Origin of the sequence: Azomonas macrocytogenes, from assembly GCF_014191985.1 — a bacterium.
Taxonomy (GTDB): domain Bacteria; phylum Pseudomonadota; class Gammaproteobacteria; order Pseudomonadales; family Pseudomonadaceae; genus Azomonas; species Azomonas macrocytogenes.
Genome location: NZ_JACHXI010000022.1, coordinates 29,049 through 46,002, shown reverse-complemented (window position 1 = coordinate 46,002; position 16,954 = coordinate 29,049). Strand labels below are relative to the sequence as shown.

The following is a 16,954-nucleotide window of genomic DNA, read 5'->3' as shown; positions in this document are numbered from 1 at the left end:
TTTTGATAATTACTTGACCTGCTGACCAGTTGGCGCATCCAGCTCGAATGCGGCGTGCAATGTCCGCACGGCCAGCTCTAAATACTTCTCCTCGATGACGACCGAAACCTTGATCTCGGAAGTCGAAATCATCTGGATGTTGATGCTTTCCTTGGCCAGGGCCTCGAACATGCGGCTGGCAACCCCAGCATGTGAACGCATGCCAACGCCGACAATGGACACCTTGGCGATTTCAGTATCGCCGGATACTTCGCGAGCCCCCATCTGCGCAGCAGTCTGTTTCAGAATGCCAAGCGCCTTGTCGTAATCGTTGCGATGCACGGTAAAGGTGAAATCGGTCGTGTTATCCCGCGCGACATTCTGCACGATCATGTCCACTTCCACATTAGCTGAACTGATAGGGCCGAGGATCTGGAAGGCGATACCAGGATTGTCAGGTACTCCTCGAATGGTCAGCTTGGCTTCATCACGATTGAAGGCAATGCCAGAGATAATCGGCTGTTCCATGGATTCCTCTTCATCAAGGGTAATGAGGGTGCCCGGCCCCTCCTGAAAACTATGCAGCACGCGTAGCGGGACATTGTATTTTCCGGCGAATTCCACCGAGCGGATCTGCAAGACCTTCGAGCCGAGGCTGGCCATTTCCAGCATTTCCTCGAAGGTGATTTTTTCCAGACGACGCGCCTTGGGTACGACCCGTGGATCGGTAGTGTAGACACCATCCACATCAGTATAGATCTGGCATTCGTCCGCCTTGAGTGCAGCAGCCAGAGCCACGCCGGTGGTATCTGAACCACCACGGCCGAGCGTCGTGATGTTGCCCTGCCCGTCCACACCCTGGAAGCCTGCCACGACCACGACGTGACCGGCCTTCAAGTCAGCGTGAATGCGATGCGCATCGATTTGCAGTATCCGTGCTTTGTTAAAGGCACTGTCAGTCAGAATCCGCACCTGGTCGCCGGTATAGGAAACGGCATTGACGCCGCGCTTGAGTAGCGCCATTGCCAGCAGCGCAATAGTCACCTGCTCGCCGGTGGAAACCATCACATCCAGCTCGCGGGGATCGGGCTGCGAATTGACCTGCCTGGCCAGCTCGATCAAGCGGTTGGTCTCGCCGCTCATGGCTGAAACGACCACGACGATTTGATTACCCTTTTCGCGAAACGTTTTTACTTTCTCGGCGACTTGCTCGATTCGCTCGATGCTACCCACTGAAGTACCGCCGAATTTTTGTACGATCAAAGCCATGTGCTAGCCGCCTAAGCCCTGAGGGCAATCATTGAATACAGGGTTTCAGAAAAAGAATCCAAGCCGTTTCCTGGGAGCAAAGCATGCTTCGTGGTTCATGCCTTCGACTCGACAAAAGAAATGGCCAGAGCAAGGGATTCGTCCAGTCTGTCTACCTCGCTACCACCCCCCTGGGCCATGTCGGGACGGCCACCACCCTTGCCGCCGACGGCAGCCGCAGCCTGCTTCATCAGATCACCCGCCTTGAGCTTGCCGGTCAGATCCTGAGTGACCCCTGCAACCAGGATGACTTTGCCGTCGAGAGCACCACCCAGCAGGATGACCGCGCTACCCAGCTTGTTCTTCAACTGGTCGACCATCGCCAGCATGGCCTTGCCGTCCAACCCGTCGAGGCGTGAGGCAAGAACCTTGATCCCTTTGATATCAACGGCCGAGCCAGCCAGATCATTACCCGCTGCGCTGGCAGCCTTGGCTTTGAGCTGTTCCAGTTCTTTCTCAAGTTGGCGGTTGCGTTCGAGCACGATGGAAAGCTTGTCGAGCAGATTTTCGCGACTACCCTTGAGCAGTGCCGCCACATCCTTGAGTTGCTGCTCCGCTTGATTCAGATAGGCCAGTGCCACTGCGCCGGTTACCGCTTCGATACGCCGGATACCGGAAGCCACGCCGCTTTCGCTGACAATCTTGAACAATCCGATATCACCCGTACGCTGGACGTGAGTTCCGCCGCACAGTTCGACCGAAAAACCGCTGCCCATGGTCAATACCCGAACACACTCGCCGTATTTTTCACCGAACAGAGCCATGGCACCTTTGGCCTTGGCCGTATCGATATCGGTTTGCTCGATCTCGACCGGTGAATTCTGGCGAATCTGCTCGTTGACCATGTCTTCCAAGGCTTGAATCTGGGCAGGCGATACAGCCTCGAAATGGCTGAAGTCAAAACGCAGGCGCTGGCTGTTGACCAACGAGCCTTTCTGCTGCACGTGCTCGCCAAGAATGCGCCGCAGTGCAGCGTGCAAGAGATGAGTAGCCGAATGATGCAGGGCAGTGGCCTGGCGCACGGAGTCGTCGACTATCGCCTCTATGCTCGCGCCAATCTCAAGACAGCCACTAGCGACGCTGCCGTGATGCAGAAATGCACCACCGGCCGTCTTGCTGGTATCGCCCACATCGAAGCACGATCCCGGCGCGCGCAGATAGCCGCTGTCGCCAGCCTGCCCTCCTGACTCAGCATAGAACGGCGTCTGGTCCAGGACCACTACGCCACTCTCGCCAGCCTGTAGTCGTTCAACGTTCAAGCCATCCTTGAACAACACCAGAATCGTGCCAGTGCCACGAGTATCGGCGTAGCCAGTAAAACGGGTTTCGCCTTCCACCTTGACCAGGCTGTTGTAGTCCATGCCAAAGACGCTGGCCGAACGGGCACGTTCGCGCTGTGCCTCCATTTCACGTTCGAACCCCGGCTCATCCAGCGTAAGATTGCGTTCGCGGGCAATATCGTTGGTCAGGTCTACCGGAAAGCCATAAGTATCGTAGAGCTTGAAGATCACATCACCAGGAATTACCGAACCCTGCAACTGAACCAGATCCTGTTCAAGGATGCGCAATCCCTGCTCCAGGGTCTTGGCGAATTGCTCCTCTTCGTTCAGTAATACACGCTGGATATGCGCCTGTTGCTGCTGCAATTCCGAGTAGGCATCGCCCATTTCTGCCACCAGGGCGGTGACGATCTTATAGAAGAAAGCGCCTTTGGCGCCCAATTTGTTGCCATGCCGACAGGCACGACGAATGATCCGTCGCAGGACATAACCTCGCCCCTCATTCGAAGGCAACACGCCATCGGCGATCAGAAAACTGCAGGAGCGGATATGATCGGCCACCACTTTCAGAGAAGGCGCGCCGTCGTTGGCACAACCGATGGCGACGGCCGAAGCTTTCAGGAGATTCTGGAACAGATCGATTTCATAGTTGGCATGCACATGCTGCAATACCGCGCTGATTCGCTCCAACCCCATTCCAGTATCCACGCTGGGTGCCGGCAATGGTTGCATTTCACCGTCAGCGGTGCGGTTGAACTGCATGAACACGTTGTTCCAGATTTCGATATAGCGATCGCCATCTTCTTCCGGGCTACCGGGCGGGCCACCCCAGATCTCCGCGCCGTGATCATAGAAAATTTCGGTACAGGGACCACAGGGTCCAGTGTCACCCATCGCCCAGAAGTTGTCGGAAGCGTAAGGTGCGCCTTTGTTATCGCCGATACGAATCATGCGCCCGGCCGGTACGCCGACCTCTTTAGTCCAGATGTCGTAGGCCTCGTCATCATTGGCATAGACAGTGATCCAAAGCTTATCTTGCGGCAGGCCCAACCATTTTTTCGCAGTGAGAAACTCCCAAGCGTAATGGATGGCATCGCGCTTGAAATAATCGCCGAAACTGAAATTGCCCAGCATCTCGAAGAATGTATGGTGGCGCGCGGTATAGCCGACATTTTCCAGGTCGTTGTGTTTGCCGCCCGCTCGAACGCATTTCTGGCTGCTGGTAGCACGGGTATAAGAGCGCTTTTCCAACCCGAGGAAGCAATCCTTGAACTGGTTCATACCGGCATTGGTGAACAGCAACGTTGGATCGTTCGCCGGAATCAGCGAGCTGGAGGCGACACGGGTATGACCCTTTTCTTCGAAGAAGCGAAGGAAGGCTTCACGGATTTCTGCGCTTTTCATAAATTCATCCAGGGGACGGCGGCGGGGCGACTGCCAGTCGGCGCGATGAAACAAAGCAGCCATGGGCAGTTGAATCGGACTTATGGTGGAATTTTCGCACGATATCAGCGTGGTTTGCGACCGGCAGGGCATTGCCGAAACGCATTTTCATCATCTGTCGACTCATTCAAGCTCGGGCGAACTCGATAAACGCGGCAATAACCTGCCGGATCATCTCGCCACTCACATCGAGATGCGTAACCAACCGTAAACGCGCTGAAGGGATCAGACGAATACCACGCTCAGAACAAAACGCCGCCAGTGCCTGAATCCGCTCGCCGATCTGTACATAAACCATGTTGGTCTGCACCGGTTCGACCTCATAGCCAGCCTCGCGCAGGCCTTCCCCCAGCAGCCGGGCATGCTCATGGTCTTCGGCCAGACGCTCGACATGATGCTCCAGCGCATACAGGCCTGCTGCCGCCAGGATACCTGACTGCCGCATGCCGCCACCGACCATCTTGCGCAGGCGGCGAGCCCTGTCGATCAATGCCCAATCGCCACACAGCACCGAACCGACTGGCGCTCCCAGACTCTTGGATAGGCATACCGAAACCGAATCGAAATGTTGAGCGATATCCTGTGCTTCGCAGCCCGACTTGACCGCAGCGTTGAACAACCGGGCACCATCCAGATGCAGGGCCAGACCATGCTCGTGAGCAAAGGCCCGCGCGGCGGCAAGATAATCAGTTGGCAGCACCTTGCCCTGCATGGTGTTTTCCAGCGCCAGTAGCCGAGTTCGGGCAAAATGGAAGTCATCCGGCTTGATCGCCGCTCGAATACGCTCGAACGACAGGGTGCCATCCGCCTCCATTTCGATCGGTTGCGGCTGGATCGAGCCCAGCACAGCTGCACCGCCACCCTCATATTTATAGGTATGCGCCTGCTGGCCAACGATGTACTCGTCCCCCCGTTCACAATGTGCCATCAACGCCAGCAGGTTGCTCATGGTTCCGCTGGGCACGAACATGCCCGCCGCCATGCCCAATCGCTCGGCCAGCGTGCTTTCAAGCAGCCTGACGGTCGGATCGTCACCATAGACGTCATCGCCAGTCTCGGCTCTGGCCATGGCCTGGCGCATGGCATCGGTTGGCTGGGTCACCGTATCGCTGCGCAGATCGATCAACTGCATGGATTGCTCCCGAAGATTTCACGGTTATTCTCGTACGCCAGCTGTTACCAACGACTATCGATATTTAGCGTAGCAGTTCGGAATCCCGTGCTCTGAATCGTCTGCCCTGCCAAAAGCTATCCTGCTCGGAAAATCAGATAGGACTCCCAGTCTTCATCAGGCACGGCATCTTCAGCGAGCATCCGTCCAGCTTGGGAGATTCGTTCGCCATGCACTGCATCCGGATCATGGCAGATCAGATGATGCCAGAGCGGCAGATCCTCACCCGCGGCCAGCAGGCGATAGGCGCAGGTGGCCGGTAGCCATGCGAACTGCCCGGCCTCGGCAGCGGTCAGTTGGATGCAGTCCGGCACACTGGCCTGGCGGTTGACATAATCGCGGCAACGGCACGTATTCAGGTCCAGCAACCGACAGGCAATACGCGTGTAATACACGCTACCGTCCTCGTCATCCTCCAGTTTCTGCAAGCAGCACAACCCGCAGCCGTCGCAGAGCGATTCCCATTCCTGCTGATCGAGCTGGTCGAGGCTTTTACGTTTCCAGAAGGGTTCTACTTTGGCAGCCATTGGCAGAGAGCGACACCGGACGAAAAAGGATAGTCAGTCTAGCCTGCCAGCCATGGCCGTCCAAGCCACGGACTTGGCGGAAGTTTCAGACGGGATCGTTGCGCCGCAGCAGCTCGTCCGGAAGATGCTCGATGTACTCATCTTCAGGAGGCGGCATCTGCAGATGGAAACCCTGCTTCTCGAGATTGGCCAGCACCTTACTCACATCCTCACGCGCCAATTGGCGCTCTGGTGTAAGCACGAGATCGAACGCGTGCTGTGGCGGACCGAATGTCGCCAACAGGGCTTCGGGTACACGCGCCAGCGCTTCGCGCTTGTCGACGTAGAGATACATTTCGCTCTTGCGCGGGCTTCTGTAGATAGAACAAATACGTTTCATCGGTCGACTTCCAAAGCATCCAGCAAGGCTTGCCCCATCCGTTCGCGGCGCCAACCACGCAAGGAATCGGGCAATTGGTACGGGCCATCGGGATAGCCACTTTTCAACAAACTTTCGAGAATCTTCTTGCGCAGCATCAGCTCGGGAGCGATCTGCAGTCGCTCCGCCTCGCGCTGCCCCACGGCCCGCAGCTTTTTGAGCAGCGCCGAGGACTCCAGCGGTAACGGTTGCGCCAGAACTTGCGGCCGATCCTCAGGAGTCAGGACCGCCGCTTGCCGGATCAACTCCAATAGAACCTGACCATCCTGACGAACAGTGCGCGGATGGATATCCTCGATCTGTGCCAGGGCTGTCAAATCGCCAGGTTGGAAACGCGCCAGCGGCCACAGGCTGTTTTCCCGAATGATGCGGTTACGCGGCTGGTTTCGCACGCGCGCCTGGCGCTCACGCCAGGCTACCAGAGCGCGCAACACAGCCAGTTGCTGGCGATTCAGCCGCCATGCCTGCTTGATCTCGCGATACAGCTCGGCGGGATCGCTTTCGCGACAGAGATTGGCCACCAATTCGGCACCATCCGCCAGTAACCAGAGGCGTTTTTCTTCAGGCAGCCTTGGGTCAAGTACCAGATACAACTCAGCCAGATGCTGGACGTCCTCGGCAGCATAGCGTACCTGCATCTCACTGAGCGGCCGCTGCAGCCAATCGGAGCGCGTTTCTCCCTTGGGTAGCTCCACACTCAGTACCTGCTCCACCAGCCGGGAATACCCCATGGAAAAGCCAAGGTTGAGATAAGCTGCCGCCAGTTGCGTGTCAAACAGTGGCTGCGGCAGGCTGCCGGTCAGGCGCTGCAGCACTTCCAGGTCTTCGCTGCAAGCATGCAGGACCTTCATCACCTGACGATCTTCGAGCAACTGTGCAAATGGCTGCCAATCCTTGATCGTCAACGGATCGATCAGCCAGGCCCGCTGGCCATCGCCGACCTGCACCAGCCCCGCCAGCGGATAGAAGGTGTCTACCCGCATGAACTCGGTATCCAATGCCACGTATGACAGTTGGCACCACTGGGCACAGGCCTCTGCCAACAAGGCATCATCAAGAATCCACTGGATGTCGATACTCACGAAAAAAATCCTTTCAGCATCCGCGCCTGGATTGGCTTAATCGCCATATTTGGGGTCGCAGTATATATCGCCCTTCAAGGGCTACCTGCATGATTCGCATGCTAACGCTTTCCAAAAAACCTGTCTGGAGTATCAAAATGCCGATTGCCTGTCTGATCACGCCCCAGCAACTTGCGCCCCGCCTGCTGCAACCGAAGCTTGTCGTGCTCGACTGCCGCTTCGCCCTGGAGGATCCTGCGTACGGGCAGCATGGCTATGATACGGGCCACATTCCCGGTGCGTATTTCGCCGATCTGGAAAAAGACCTTTCCGCACCAGTACAACCTGGCCGAACCGGTCGCCACCCGCTCCCCGACCCGACCCACTTGCTGGCCAGATTGCGCACCTGGGGGATCGACGACGACTGCGATGTGGTTCTGTATGACGACGGTCCCGGTACGTTTGCCGCACGAGCCTGGTGGCTACTGGCCTGGTTGGGTAAACGCGAAGGCGTCTGCCTGCTCGATGGTGGGCTCAAGGCCTGGCGCGAAGCCGATCTTCCGCTTACCACTACATTGCCGAAACCCTACCAGGGCAACCTGCACGGCGAGCCCGACCCCACCGTGGTCATCGACGCAACAGGCCTGCAGCAGCACCTGGATTCAGCCGAACTAACCTTGCTCGATGCTCGCGCCCTGCCCCGTTTTCGCGGCGAAGTGGAACCCATCGATCCGGTCGCCGGCCATATTCCTGGTGCATCTTGTGCCCCTTTCACCGAGAACCTCGGCCCGGACGGACGTTTTTTGCCGCAGGAACAATTGCGCCAACGCTTCTCCGCGCTGCTGGCCAATCGTGCGCCGGAAAAGTTGGTCGCCTATTGCGGATCTGGCGTGACCGCCTGTCACAATCTTTTTGCCTTCTGCCTGGCAGGCTATCCACTGCCGCGCCTGTATGCCGGCTCCTGGAGCGAATGGATCACCGACCCGACACGCCCCGTGGCAACAACTGGTTGAATCAAGCGATTGATCAAGCAATCCATACGCTGTTGATACGTTCTATAGGCGGAATGATCTTGACCTGGAGGTCGTTCCGTTGCAGCCTCCGCGCGAACCTTCAACAGTACGCATTGCCTCATATCAACAACCTTGTTAACCAGGACGCCAGGCGCACCTGCCATTTGTCAGCAAGAACCTTTCATGAAGACCATTTTGCAGATTTCCGACACGCATTTCGGTACCGAAACTGCTCCAGTAGTAAAGGCCATGGAAGCCCATGTTCACGAACATGGAGCTGACCTGCTCGTTCTTTCCGGAGACATCACGCAACGTGCGCGCTGCGAGCAATTTGCTGCAGCTCGAGAGTTCATCGAACGCCTGGAGACGTTGGGTATTCCGTCCCGACTGATCGTTCCGGGTAATCACGACATCCCACTGTTCAACCTGCCGCTGCGCTTTCTTGCCCCCTACGCCAACTACCGCCGTCATCTGGGCAAAAACCTCGAGCCGGTATTCGAGAGTGACGACATGCTGGTGATCGGCCTCAATACCACGCATCCGAGGCGGCACAAGGATGGCCTGGTCACCGCCCGGCAAATAGAAGCCGTCTATGAACGATTACAGCGAAGTGATCCACGCAAACTGAAAATAGTCGTGGCACACCAGCCGTTCGGCCTGATGGAACTCAGCGACGTCTACAACCTGCAGCACGGTGCCGCGCAAGCCTTGGCACGCTGGGCAGATGCTGGCCTGGATATCGTCATGGGCGGGCATATCCACCTGCCCTATGTGTTGCCACTGAAGCCTCAATATCCCGACCTGAGCCGCGAAATCTGGACAATACAGGCAGGAACCGCATTATCGCACCGGGTTCGCGGCACTTCGCCGAACTCCTTCAACCGGCTGCAACTGGAGCTTGGCCAGAGTAAACGGGTAAAGGTGGAACGTTGGGACTTCCAGGACGACGCCTTCGTCCTTGCCACGCATTTCATGCTGGAATGGCCCATACTCTGAACAGGCTCGACAGGCGGCGAGAAAAGGCTTTCCGGCACCTCGGCCTGACCAGTCAGTAATTCTGCGTGGTCAATCGGCCTTTATCGAGAATACGTCTGGCACCAAGATAACTGCGCTGCCAATAACTGTCGGAGAGCCGATCCAGACGAACCGTTCCACCGGAAGACGGCGCATGTACGAAACGCTCTTCGCCGACATAGATCCCCGCATGGCTGACGCGCCTGCCACCACTGGTGGCGAAGAACACCAGATCACCTGCCAGCAACGACTGGCGTGGAATATGGGTAGCTTTTACCTGAATCATTTCGCTGGTCGTGCGCGGCAGTACGATGCCTGCGGCATCACGATAGACGTAACCGATCAAGCCGCTGCAATCGAAACCGCTTTCCGGTGTGTTACCACCCCAGACATAGGGTGTGCCGACCAGCCCCAAAGCCCGAAACAGTACTTCGTTGGCCATGGGTGGAAAGGCCTGGACCTGCGACTTTTTGGGAATGGCTGCAGATTTGGCAGGAGCAGTATGGTTGGTACAAGCAGTGAGACTGAGCAAGGCGGCGAAAAGCAGGAAGAGGATGCGGACCTGGGCTGGCATGCGCGATAAGTCCTGTTGAGTTTCGCCTAACTTTGCCGCCTGCGGTGAAACTGTACAAGCGCTGGCAGGCCCTCTACCAACGCCAGCCTCGGGTCAGGCACCACCAGATGCACTGGTAGTATCAGTCAGAACCCGCTTGGCTTGCATGTAGCTGGCACGCCAGTAGGTATTACCCAGGCTGTCGACCCGCACGCCGCCGCTGCGCCTGCTGGCCGAATGAAGGAAGCGATCATCGCCGATATAGATGCCCACATGGGAAACTCGCCCGCGGCCACGCTTATTGAAGAACAGAATGTCGCCAGCTTGCAGTTTGTCACGCGAAACCTGTGGCACATCGAGCGCGATCATCTCGCGGGTGGAACGCGGCAGTTGAATACCCGCTTCCTCGCGGAACAGGAAGCCGATAAAGCCGCTGCAATCGAAGCCGGTTTTCAGCGAGACACCACCGAAGCGGTAGGGGGTACCAAGCAGCTTCAAGCCACGTTCGAGGATAGTTTCGGCCTGTACCTGGGCGGTCTCCTCTGCCGGCTCTTGCTCCTCTTCCTGCATCGCATGCTGCTCATACAAGTGGCGGGCAAGATCCTTGCTGGAGTTGCTGGCTTGCTGTTCGGGAACCTGGCCTGCACAGGCAGTCAGCAGAATGGCAGCGGCACAAGTCGTGAGGGGCGCTAAGCGTCTAAGCATCGGCACAACCGTGTTCGAAAGTTCATAAAGAAGTGGGGGCCGAATATGCTCCCCACGAATTCGACTTTCAACGCTGCTGGCTCAGAGAGTATATGGCTCCTTGATCCAGGTCATTTTCAATGCGACTAATTCTCTTCTAGCCTGCTGGCATGAACCAATCGGCAGAAATTTCAGAGACAAGCCCAATGGTCGCAGCCAGCGACTGGAAAGCCGCCACAGCACCCATTGCCAGATGGACGTCCACCATGTCGCTGATTGCGGTACGTTCCGGGTTGATTTCCACGCTGAAGCCACCGGCGTCACGCACCTGCAAAAGTGGTTCAACGACATAGGGGAAACTGGCCGTTGTCCCTACACTCATGACCAGATCGAAGCCCATATCGACCCGCTCCTGCAACGTCTGTAGCGCTCGCGCAGGCAACATTTCACCGAACAAGACTACTGATGGCCGAAGCACGCCGCCGCAATCCTCGCAACGAGGTGGTAACGGGCCATGCAGGCAAGTATCCAGCTCGTCGCTTGTAAATCCGCAGGATGGACAAAATAGTGGCCGCAACTGGCCGTGGATCTCGATCAATCGCTCAGGTGGGCTACCCGCCTGCAGGTGATAACCATCGATATTTTGGGTCAGTATCCAGCAGCCCGGATACTGCACCTGCAATGCCGCAATAATGCGATGGGCCAGGTTGGGCAAGGCTCCCTGGCAAGCCTTGCCGAGCTCGGCAAGGTATTTCCAGCAGAGAGCAGGATCACGACGCAGCATATTACCGGAGAGTGCCGTTTCGATCGGCAATCCTTCGGTAGTATGGCCATTATAAAGCCCGCCCAAGCCGCGATAGGTTGGCAGGCCGGAATCGGCGGATAAGCCCGCCCCGCTGATAATGAGGATACGCCCGGCTTTTCGCAGGGCCTCGGCAACGGTATCGATGGCTTGCGGCATGGGAATATCCAAGGTGCTCACGCACTACCTCTTCAATGGTTGGCGGTGTGCGCCAGCATGACGGAAAGCTGGCAGAGCGGTCTGCCGCTTTCGGCATGCAGGGCATTGAAGGCATCCTGAACAGTGGCCAGATCGCGCTGGCTGGTGGGCGCTTTGTCAACGATACCCTGGGCCTTCAAAGCCGCGATCACATCTTCGGTAAATACGAAGGTGTCCTTGCCGACCATGCGTAGAAAACGCGGCGCCGATGCTCCGCCAAGCTGGCTGCCGCGCTTGGCCAGGTATTTCCACAGCCCGACGATATCGGTCACTGGCCAGTCGGCGATCAGAGCACCGAAGCTACCCTTTTCTTTCGCGATATCGAGCAGCATCTGTGCATTCAGCGGAACGCTCTTGAGCTTGCCTAGATGACGAATCAGCTGCTTGTTCTGCATCAGGCGCTCAAGATGCTCGCCGCCCATCAACACGACCTTTTCCGGAACAAAGCCGAAAAATGCCTCTTCGAAAGCCGGCCATTTCGCATCCACCAGACTGTGCTTCAGGCCAGCCCGGAAGACGCGTAATGCCATCTGTGAGAGATAGCGATCATCCGGCAGAATCCGTAGCTCTTCTGCCGACTTCGGCATGGGTAACTGCGCTTCCAGCGCAGCCGTGGAGCCAAAGCGATTCAGGCAATATTCGTATAACCAGCGATAATCGTGCATCGATCCTGACGAAATCCGTATTGGTTTTCAGAAAGAGTCCGGCAAGCGGTCAGAGATTCATTACCTCGACGAAACGCGGGGGTGCCTCTTCGTCGATCCGCAGGCTGCTGAAATCGAACAGCTCGCGATCGGCCAGTTGCGAGGGCACCACGTTCTGTAGGGCACGGAACATGACTTCGGTCCGCCCCGGCGTCTTGCGCTCCCAGTCCCGTAGCATTTCCTTGACTACCTGGCGCTGCAGGTTTTCCTGCGAGCCACAGAGATTGCAGGGAATGATGGGGAATTGCTTGATCCTGGCGTAGGCCTCGATATCGGTCTCGCTACAATAGGCCAACGGGCGGATCACCACGTTGCGGCCATCGTCGGACAACAGCTTGGGCGGCATGGCTTTGAGCGTACCGCCATAAAACAGGTTGAGGAAAAAGGTTTCCAGAATGTCGTCACGATGATGCCCAAGCGCCAGCCGAGTCGCGCCGATCTGATCGGCGAAGGTGTACAGCGTGCCACGGCGCAGACGCGAGCACAGCGAGCAGGTGGTCTTGCCTTCGGGAATCTTCTCTTTCACGACCGAGTAGGTATCCTTCTCGATGATGTGATACTCGACGCCGATGGATTGCAGGTATTCCGGCAACACATGTTCGGGAAACCCCGGCTGCTTCTGGTCCATGTTCACGGCGACAATCTCGAACCGGATGGGCGCGACCTTCTGCAAATAGAGCAGGACATCGAGCATGGTGTAGCTGTCCTTGCCGCCGGACAGGCAGACCATGACTTTGTCGCCTTCCTCGATCATGTTGAAATCGGTGACAGCTTCACCGGCGAGACGGCGCAGGCGCTTCTGCAGCTTGTTCTGGTTGACCGAAAGGGTACCCATGGCGAATGCGGATCCGAAAAATACAAAGCCTATATTCTACGCGCAAAGCGCTTTTCTCCCCAGTCGATGCAGCGAATGGCAGGATCGGCATACCGTCCCGATCCGCATTTTTCTTTCGGGCATAATTCCTGGACATATGGAGACCCTGCCGATGCCCGAACAACTACTGGCTCGTGTCGAGACGTGCTATCGACAGGCTGAAGCCTTCTTCGGCAAGCGCTTTTTGCGCCCCGTGGTAAGTCTTAAGCTGCGCGGCCAGAAAGCCGGTGTGGCGTATCTCGACGAAAATCGCCTGCGCTTCAATACGCAGCTCTATCTGGAAAACAAAGAACACTTCCTGCACCAGACCGTCGCCCATGAAGTGGCGCATCTGGTGGCACACCAGTTGTTCGGTCCGAGGATCAGACCCCACGGCAAAGAGTGGCAGCAGATCATGCGTGGCGTATTCGATCTGACGCCAGCTCGCTGCCATCAGTACCAGGTCGCGCGACGCAAGAGCCGACGCTATATCTATCGCTGTGAATGCCCGGACCGGGATTTCGCCTTTAGCGCACGGCGACATGCACTGGTTGCCAAAGGGCATCGTTATCGGTGCAAACAGTGCAATGCTCCGCTCGTGCATAACGGCCAGCAACGCTTCGAATAGCAGGTAACTACAGACGCCGAGCCTGCCAGCCTGCAATCATGAACAACCCGGCCAGTACCGCCAGCAACGGCAACCAGCCGGCATGCTCCCAGACATAACCCGCCACATACCCCACGACACTCGATCCCAAATAGTAGGCGCAGAGATACAGTGCCGCTGCCTGCGCCTTGGCGCTCCTGGCATTGACACCAATCTGGCCGCTGGCTACGGAGTGGGCACAGAAGAAACCCAGCGCGAGCGAAATCAGTCCCAGGAAGATGCAGATCAGCCAGGGAGTGGCACACAGTACGACGCCAGTCATCATCAAACCGATACCGCCTTGCAGTACCTTGCGCGGACCATGGACAGGCACCAGATGCCCAGCCCAACCTGCGCTGAAAATCCCGGCCAGATAAGCGACAAACAACAGGCCGATCACCGTGGAAGAAAGATTGAAAGGCGCTGCCGCCAGACGAAAGCCGATATAGTTGAACAGGGCTACAAAGCCGCCCATCAGCAAAAAGCCCTGCAAAAACAGCATACGCAAAATCGGATTGGCCAAATGCAGGCGGAAGTTGGCCAGCAGACCTACCAGAGAAAGCGGCTGGGCGGTGAAATGCCGGGACGGTGGCAGCATCCAGAGAAACAGGCCCAGAGATAGAAAACCAAGCGCAGCAATGCCTCCCAACGCCACTTGCCAACCACCGAGATCGCTTAACAACCCTGCCAGCATCCGGCCAAGCAGGCCACCCAGCGCAGTACCGCCGATATACAGCCCCATTGCCGCCGGCAGTGAATCGGGATGGAACTCCTCGCCTACATAAGCCATTGCTACGGCCGGCAGGCCGCTCAGGGCCAAGCCGAGCAGCGCACGCAAAACCAGTAAAGCGTGCCAGGAATCTACCCAAACACAGGCACCGCCCAACAGGCAGGCCAGCCCCAGCGCAATTCCCATGACCGATTTACGTCCCCAACTTTCCGCCAGCGCGCCGGAAACCAGCAGGGCTCCAGCCAGGCTCAGCGTAGTCAGCGACAATACCAGGCTGCTGCTCGCGGCAGAGATTGCGAAGTGCGTAGCTAGGAGCGGCAACAGCGGTTGCACACAGTACAACAGTGCAAAGGTGGCGAAACCTGCACAAAACAGCGCCAGCGTCGCCTTGCGATAAGCTGCAGTACCCCGTACGAAATACGAAGAAGTCGCTTGGCTGGACATCTATAAAACCGTACTCACTGGTGCATATATAGAGGGATTGAGCCTATCACGACCGCTGATCGAGTTGCCTGTGTACAACAATCCATAGCTATCAGCGACTCGCGGCCCAGGAGGATTGCGTCTATGGTTTTCCATTCATACCGTTCACCCAAGGAACAGTCGATGCGCCAAGCTCTGTCCGGCCTGCTGCTGACCTGCAGCACGCTCGCTGCAGCCGATATCCAGACCCGCGAGATCCCTTATACGGCGGAGGATGGCACCACCATGGTCGGTTACCACGCCTACGACGATACAATTCAGGGCCCGCGTCCCGGTATTATCGTGGTCCATGAATTCTGGGGTCTCAACGATCACGCCCGGGAACGCGCCCGGGAAATGGCCAAACTGGGCTACAGCACTCTTGCCATCGACATGTACGGCGAGGGCAAGGTCGCCGAGCATCCCCAGGATGCCAAGGCATTCATGCAGGCCGCCTTGCAGAACGCCGAAACAACACGATCCCGCTTCATGGCGGGCATGGAATTACTGCAGCGACAACCACAGACCGACCCCAGACGCATCGGTGCCGCCGGCTATTGCTTCGGCGGCCGCGTGGTACTGGAGATGGCCCGCCAGGGGGTACCGCTGGCCGGCGTGGTGAGTTTCCACGGTGCACTGGTTACCCGCAATCCAGCCACGCCCGGAGCTGTCAAGGCGCGCGTTCTGGTCGAGCATGGCGCAGCGGACAGCATGGTCACGGCAGACGATGTGGCCGCGATCAGCGCGGAAATGGTCAAGGCTGGTGTCGACTATCAACTGGTCAGTCACCCCGGTGCCAAACATGCCTTCACCAATCCAGCCGCCGATGAAAACAGCAAAAAAGGCCTGGATGTCGCCTACAACAAGCGGGCCGACGAACGCTCCTGGGCGGATATGACCCTATTTTTCAAACGGACCTTCGACGACTGAGCCAGCACACAAGCCAGACTACTTCGCTGGTACCTGATGTGCTCGCCAATGACCGCTTTGCGAAAGAGCATGCTCGGTCCTCGACTTTCCCGGGCAAGCCTCGTGCTACGATGCGACATCCCACGTACCTAGCCTACCGCCGTCCTTGCCACAATGTCCGAACATGACTTTCGCTATGCCCTGCTCAACCCCGTTCATAATCTAACCGAATGCCGCGCAATCACCCCTGGACGTTACCAGGTGACCGGCACGGGTGGCTCGATTCGCAAGGGCGATATCCTGCTGGTCACGCTTAAAGGCAGCCGCGAACTGTCTCTGCGGCTGACCGTGGAAAAGATCCGCTATCAGCTCAACCCGCCAGGCCAATGGCTGGCAGTGGCCAACGGTCCGGCCTTTCGTGAGTTGCGCATCGTCGAAGAACGGCTCGACTGTGCCGCCTGTGGCAAGCGACTCGATATGGAAGTCGCCCTGGACGCAGCGTTGGGCAAAGCGGCGAAGCTCTCCGCCATCGCAGCGCGGCTCACCGAAATCGGCTGGCAGCAGCAGGATGGCTACTGTCATTGTCCAGCGTGCCGGAAGGAGCGCCCATGAATCATTACAGGCTGGCGACCCTGATTCTCGGCCTCACTGGCTGTGCAGCATCGCCACCAAGTGTGCAGGAAGACGTGACCTACATTGCCGAGTGGATCGGCGCCGACCCGATCATCGGGCAACGCCAGGTTTCCCTGACCTTCAGCGAAGGCCGGGCCTACGGCAATACGGGGTGCAACCACTGGTTCGCAACCTACAGCCTGGAACAAAAGCAGTTACGTTTCAGCAATATCGGGAGCACGCGCAAGGCATGCACCGAGGAACTCAATCGCCAGGAACGGCATTTCCTGAATCTGCTGGCACATGTGGAGCACTGGGATATTTCGTCGATAGACCAGCTACGCCTATGGCCGGTCCAGGGCAAGCCGCTACGCTTCTGGCCCGGCCAGAACGACTGAAACGTCACAAAAGAGGGCACGCCAGGGTAAATCGCTCTAGCCGAGGGCATATCCTTGACACAAAGTCCAGCACAAGGAAATCTGCCAGCCGTTTCGCTTGCCCGCCAACCTCGCCTGATATCGACCTTGGCAAGCACTGCGACGAACAGCAGCCTTATCTATGAATGCCTGGCATAGCTTGTGCTGCTA

18 protein-coding genes are annotated in these 16,954 nt (G+C 57.6%); 6 read left to right on the top strand and 12 right to left on the bottom strand.

Annotated elements, in window-relative coordinates:
- Nucleotides 1-9: 9 nt before the first annotated feature.
- The 6 genes from FHR87_RS16480 to rnd form a co-directional block, all read right to left on the bottom strand.
- On the bottom strand, nt 10-1,248 hold the full coding sequence (locus FHR87_RS16480; RefSeq protein ID WP_183167833.1) for an aspartate kinase: 1,239 nt from the start codon (nt 1,246-1,248) through the stop codon (nt 10-12).
- Nucleotides 1,249-1,343: 95 nt separating this feature from the next.
- The gene (gene alaS, locus FHR87_RS16475) at nt 1,344-3,971 is read right to left on the bottom strand and encodes an alanine--tRNA ligase (protein ID WP_183167832.1); all 2,628 of its coding nucleotides are present in this window, start codon (nt 3,969-3,971) and stop codon (nt 1,344-1,346) included.
- 166 nt (nt 3,972-4,137) lie between these two features.
- Complete coding sequence (ltaE, locus tag FHR87_RS16470) at nt 4,138-5,142, bottom strand: low-specificity L-threonine aldolase (protein WP_183167831.1); 1,005 nt, start codon at nt 5,140-5,142, stop codon at nt 4,138-4,140.
- A gap of 116 nt (nt 5,143-5,258) precedes the next feature.
- On the bottom strand, nt 5,259-5,708 hold the full coding sequence (locus tag FHR87_RS16465) for a YcgN family cysteine cluster protein (RefSeq protein ID WP_183167830.1): 450 nt from the start codon (nt 5,706-5,708) through the stop codon (nt 5,259-5,261).
- A gap of 85 nt (nt 5,709-5,793) precedes the next feature.
- Nucleotides 5,794-6,087: a YcgL domain-containing protein gene (locus FHR87_RS16460; RefSeq protein ID WP_183167829.1), complete on the bottom strand. Its 294-nt coding sequence runs from the start codon at nt 6,085-6,087 to the stop codon at nt 5,794-5,796.
- On the bottom strand, nt 6,084-7,208 hold the full coding sequence (gene rnd / locus FHR87_RS16455) for a ribonuclease D (protein WP_183167828.1): 1,125 nt from the start codon (nt 7,206-7,208) through the stop codon (nt 6,084-6,086). Before rnd ends, FHR87_RS16460 begins: the two co-directional genes overlap by 4 nt.
- A 137-nt stretch (nt 7,209-7,345) precedes the next feature.
- On the opposite strand from rnd, the gene FHR87_RS16450 reads away from it, so the two are divergent.
- Entirely contained in the window at nt 7,346-8,200 is an 855-nt protein-coding gene (locus FHR87_RS16450; protein WP_183167827.1) for a sulfurtransferase, read from the top strand.
- Between the two features lie 183 nt (nt 8,201-8,383).
- Complete coding sequence (locus FHR87_RS16445) at nt 8,384-9,196, top strand: metallophosphoesterase family protein (RefSeq protein ID WP_183167826.1); 813 nt, start codon at nt 8,384-8,386, stop codon at nt 9,194-9,196.
- A 52-nt stretch (nt 9,197-9,248) separates the two neighbouring features.
- Here the strand turns inward: FHR87_RS16445 and FHR87_RS16440 are convergent, their stop codons facing one another.
- The 5 genes from FHR87_RS16440 to ttcA form a co-directional block, all read right to left on the bottom strand.
- Nucleotides 9,249-9,788, bottom strand: a complete 540-nt coding sequence (locus tag FHR87_RS16440; protein WP_183167825.1) for a C40 family peptidase — start codon at nt 9,786-9,788, stop codon at nt 9,249-9,251.
- Between the two features lie 93 nt (nt 9,789-9,881).
- On the bottom strand, nt 9,882-10,472 hold the full coding sequence (locus FHR87_RS16435) for a C40 family peptidase (protein ID WP_183167824.1): 591 nt from the start codon (nt 10,470-10,472) through the stop codon (nt 9,882-9,884).
- A gap of 136 nt (nt 10,473-10,608) precedes the next feature.
- Entirely contained in the window at nt 10,609-11,412 is an 804-nt protein-coding gene (locus FHR87_RS16430) for an NAD-dependent protein deacylase (RefSeq protein WP_183167860.1), read from the bottom strand.
- A 32-nt stretch (nt 11,413-11,444) separates the two neighbouring features.
- A complete protein-coding gene (locus FHR87_RS16425; RefSeq protein ID WP_183167823.1) occupies nt 11,445-12,116 on the bottom strand; it encodes a DNA-3-methyladenine glycosylase I in 672 nt (223 codons plus the stop codon).
- Nucleotides 12,117-12,165: 49 nt separating this feature from the next.
- Entirely contained in the window at nt 12,166-12,990 is an 825-nt protein-coding gene (gene ttcA, locus FHR87_RS16420) for a tRNA 2-thiocytidine(32) synthetase TtcA (RefSeq protein ID WP_183167822.1), read from the bottom strand.
- A 151-nt stretch (nt 12,991-13,141) separates the two neighbouring features.
- Between ttcA and FHR87_RS16415 the strand changes: the two genes are divergently transcribed.
- Entirely contained in the window at nt 13,142-13,636 is a 495-nt protein-coding gene (locus FHR87_RS16415; protein ID WP_183167821.1) for a SprT family zinc-dependent metalloprotease, read from the top strand.
- A gap of 7 nt (nt 13,637-13,643) precedes the next feature.
- Here FHR87_RS16415 and FHR87_RS16410 read toward each other — a convergent pair whose 3' ends face one another.
- Nucleotides 13,644-14,828: an MFS transporter gene (locus FHR87_RS16410; RefSeq protein ID WP_183167820.1), complete on the bottom strand. Its 1,185-nt coding sequence runs from the start codon at nt 14,826-14,828 to the stop codon at nt 13,644-13,646.
- 162 nt (nt 14,829-14,990) lie between these two features.
- Between FHR87_RS16410 and FHR87_RS16405 the strand changes: the two genes are divergently transcribed.
- The 3 genes from FHR87_RS16405 (at nt 14,991) to FHR87_RS16395 (ending at nt 16,765) form a co-directional block, all read left to right on the top strand.
- Nucleotides 14,991-15,776, top strand: a complete 786-nt coding sequence (locus tag FHR87_RS16405; protein WP_183167819.1) for a dienelactone hydrolase family protein — start codon at nt 14,991-14,993, stop codon at nt 15,774-15,776.
- Nucleotides 15,777-15,929: 153 nt separating this feature from the next.
- Nucleotides 15,930-16,367 (top strand): hypothetical protein, encoded by a 438-nt coding sequence (locus FHR87_RS16400; protein ID WP_183167818.1) that lies wholly within the window; start codon nt 15,930-15,932, stop codon nt 16,365-16,367.
- Entirely contained in the window at nt 16,364-16,765 is a 402-nt protein-coding gene (locus FHR87_RS16395) for an META domain-containing protein (RefSeq protein ID WP_183167817.1), read from the top strand. The genes FHR87_RS16400 and FHR87_RS16395 overlap by 4 nt, the downstream gene beginning before the upstream one ends.
- The last annotated feature ends 189 nt before the right edge of the window (nt 16,766-16,954 follow it).

What these genes read in the sequence shown, in the direction of transcription:
- FHR87_RS16395 (WP_183167817.1), top strand. Translation starts at nt 16,364, where the DNA reads ATGAATCATTACAGGCTGGCGACCCTGATTCTCGGCCTCACTGGCTGT.
- FHR87_RS16450 (WP_183167827.1), top strand. Translation starts at nt 7,346, where the DNA reads ATGCCGATTGCCTGTCTGATCACGCCCCAGCAACTTGCGCCCCGCCTG.
- FHR87_RS16440 (WP_183167825.1), bottom strand. Translation starts at nt 9,788, where the DNA reads ATGCCAGCCCAGGTCCGCATCCTCTTCCTGCTTTTCGCCGCCTTGCTC.
- ltaE (WP_183167831.1), bottom strand. Translation starts at nt 5,142, where the DNA reads ATGCAGTTGATCGATCTGCGCAGCGATACGGTGACCCAGCCAACCGAT.
- FHR87_RS16415 (WP_183167821.1), top strand. Translation starts at nt 13,142, where the DNA reads ATGCCCGAACAACTACTGGCTCGTGTCGAGACGTGCTATCGACAGGCT.
- FHR87_RS16445 (WP_183167826.1), top strand. Translation starts at nt 8,384, where the DNA reads ATGAAGACCATTTTGCAGATTTCCGACACGCATTTCGGTACCGAAACT.
- FHR87_RS16435 (WP_183167824.1), bottom strand. Translation starts at nt 10,472, where the DNA reads ATGCTTAGACGCTTAGCGCCCCTCACGACTTGTGCCGCTGCCATTCTG.
- FHR87_RS16425 (WP_183167823.1), bottom strand. Translation starts at nt 12,116, where the DNA reads ATGCACGATTATCGCTGGTTATACGAATATTGCCTGAATCGCTTTGGC.
- ttcA (WP_183167822.1), bottom strand. Translation starts at nt 12,990, where the DNA reads ATGGGTACCCTTTCGGTCAACCAGAACAAGCTGCAGAAGCGCCTGCGC.
- FHR87_RS16405 (WP_183167819.1), top strand. Translation starts at nt 14,991, where the DNA reads ATGCGCCAAGCTCTGTCCGGCCTGCTGCTGACCTGCAGCACGCTCGCT.
- FHR87_RS16430 (WP_183167860.1), bottom strand. Translation starts at nt 11,412, where the DNA reads ATGCCGCAAGCCATCGATACCGTTGCCGAGGCCCTGCGAAAAGCCGGG.
- FHR87_RS16410 (WP_183167820.1), bottom strand. Translation starts at nt 14,828, where the DNA reads ATGTCCAGCCAAGCGACTTCTTCGTATTTCGTACGGGGTACTGCAGCT.
- FHR87_RS16400 (WP_183167818.1), top strand. Translation starts at nt 15,930, where the DNA reads ATGTCCGAACATGACTTTCGCTATGCCCTGCTCAACCCCGTTCATAAT.
- FHR87_RS16465 (WP_183167830.1), bottom strand. Translation starts at nt 5,708, where the DNA reads ATGGCTGCCAAAGTAGAACCCTTCTGGAAACGTAAAAGCCTCGACCAG.
- FHR87_RS16480 (WP_183167833.1), bottom strand. Translation starts at nt 1,248, where the DNA reads ATGGCTTTGATCGTACAAAAATTCGGCGGTACTTCAGTGGGTAGCATC.
- FHR87_RS16460 (WP_183167829.1), bottom strand. Translation starts at nt 6,087, where the DNA reads ATGAAACGTATTTGTTCTATCTACAGAAGCCCGCGCAAGAGCGAAATG.
- alaS (WP_183167832.1), bottom strand. Translation starts at nt 3,971, where the DNA reads ATGAAAAGCGCAGAAATCCGTGAAGCCTTCCTTCGCTTCTTCGAAGAA.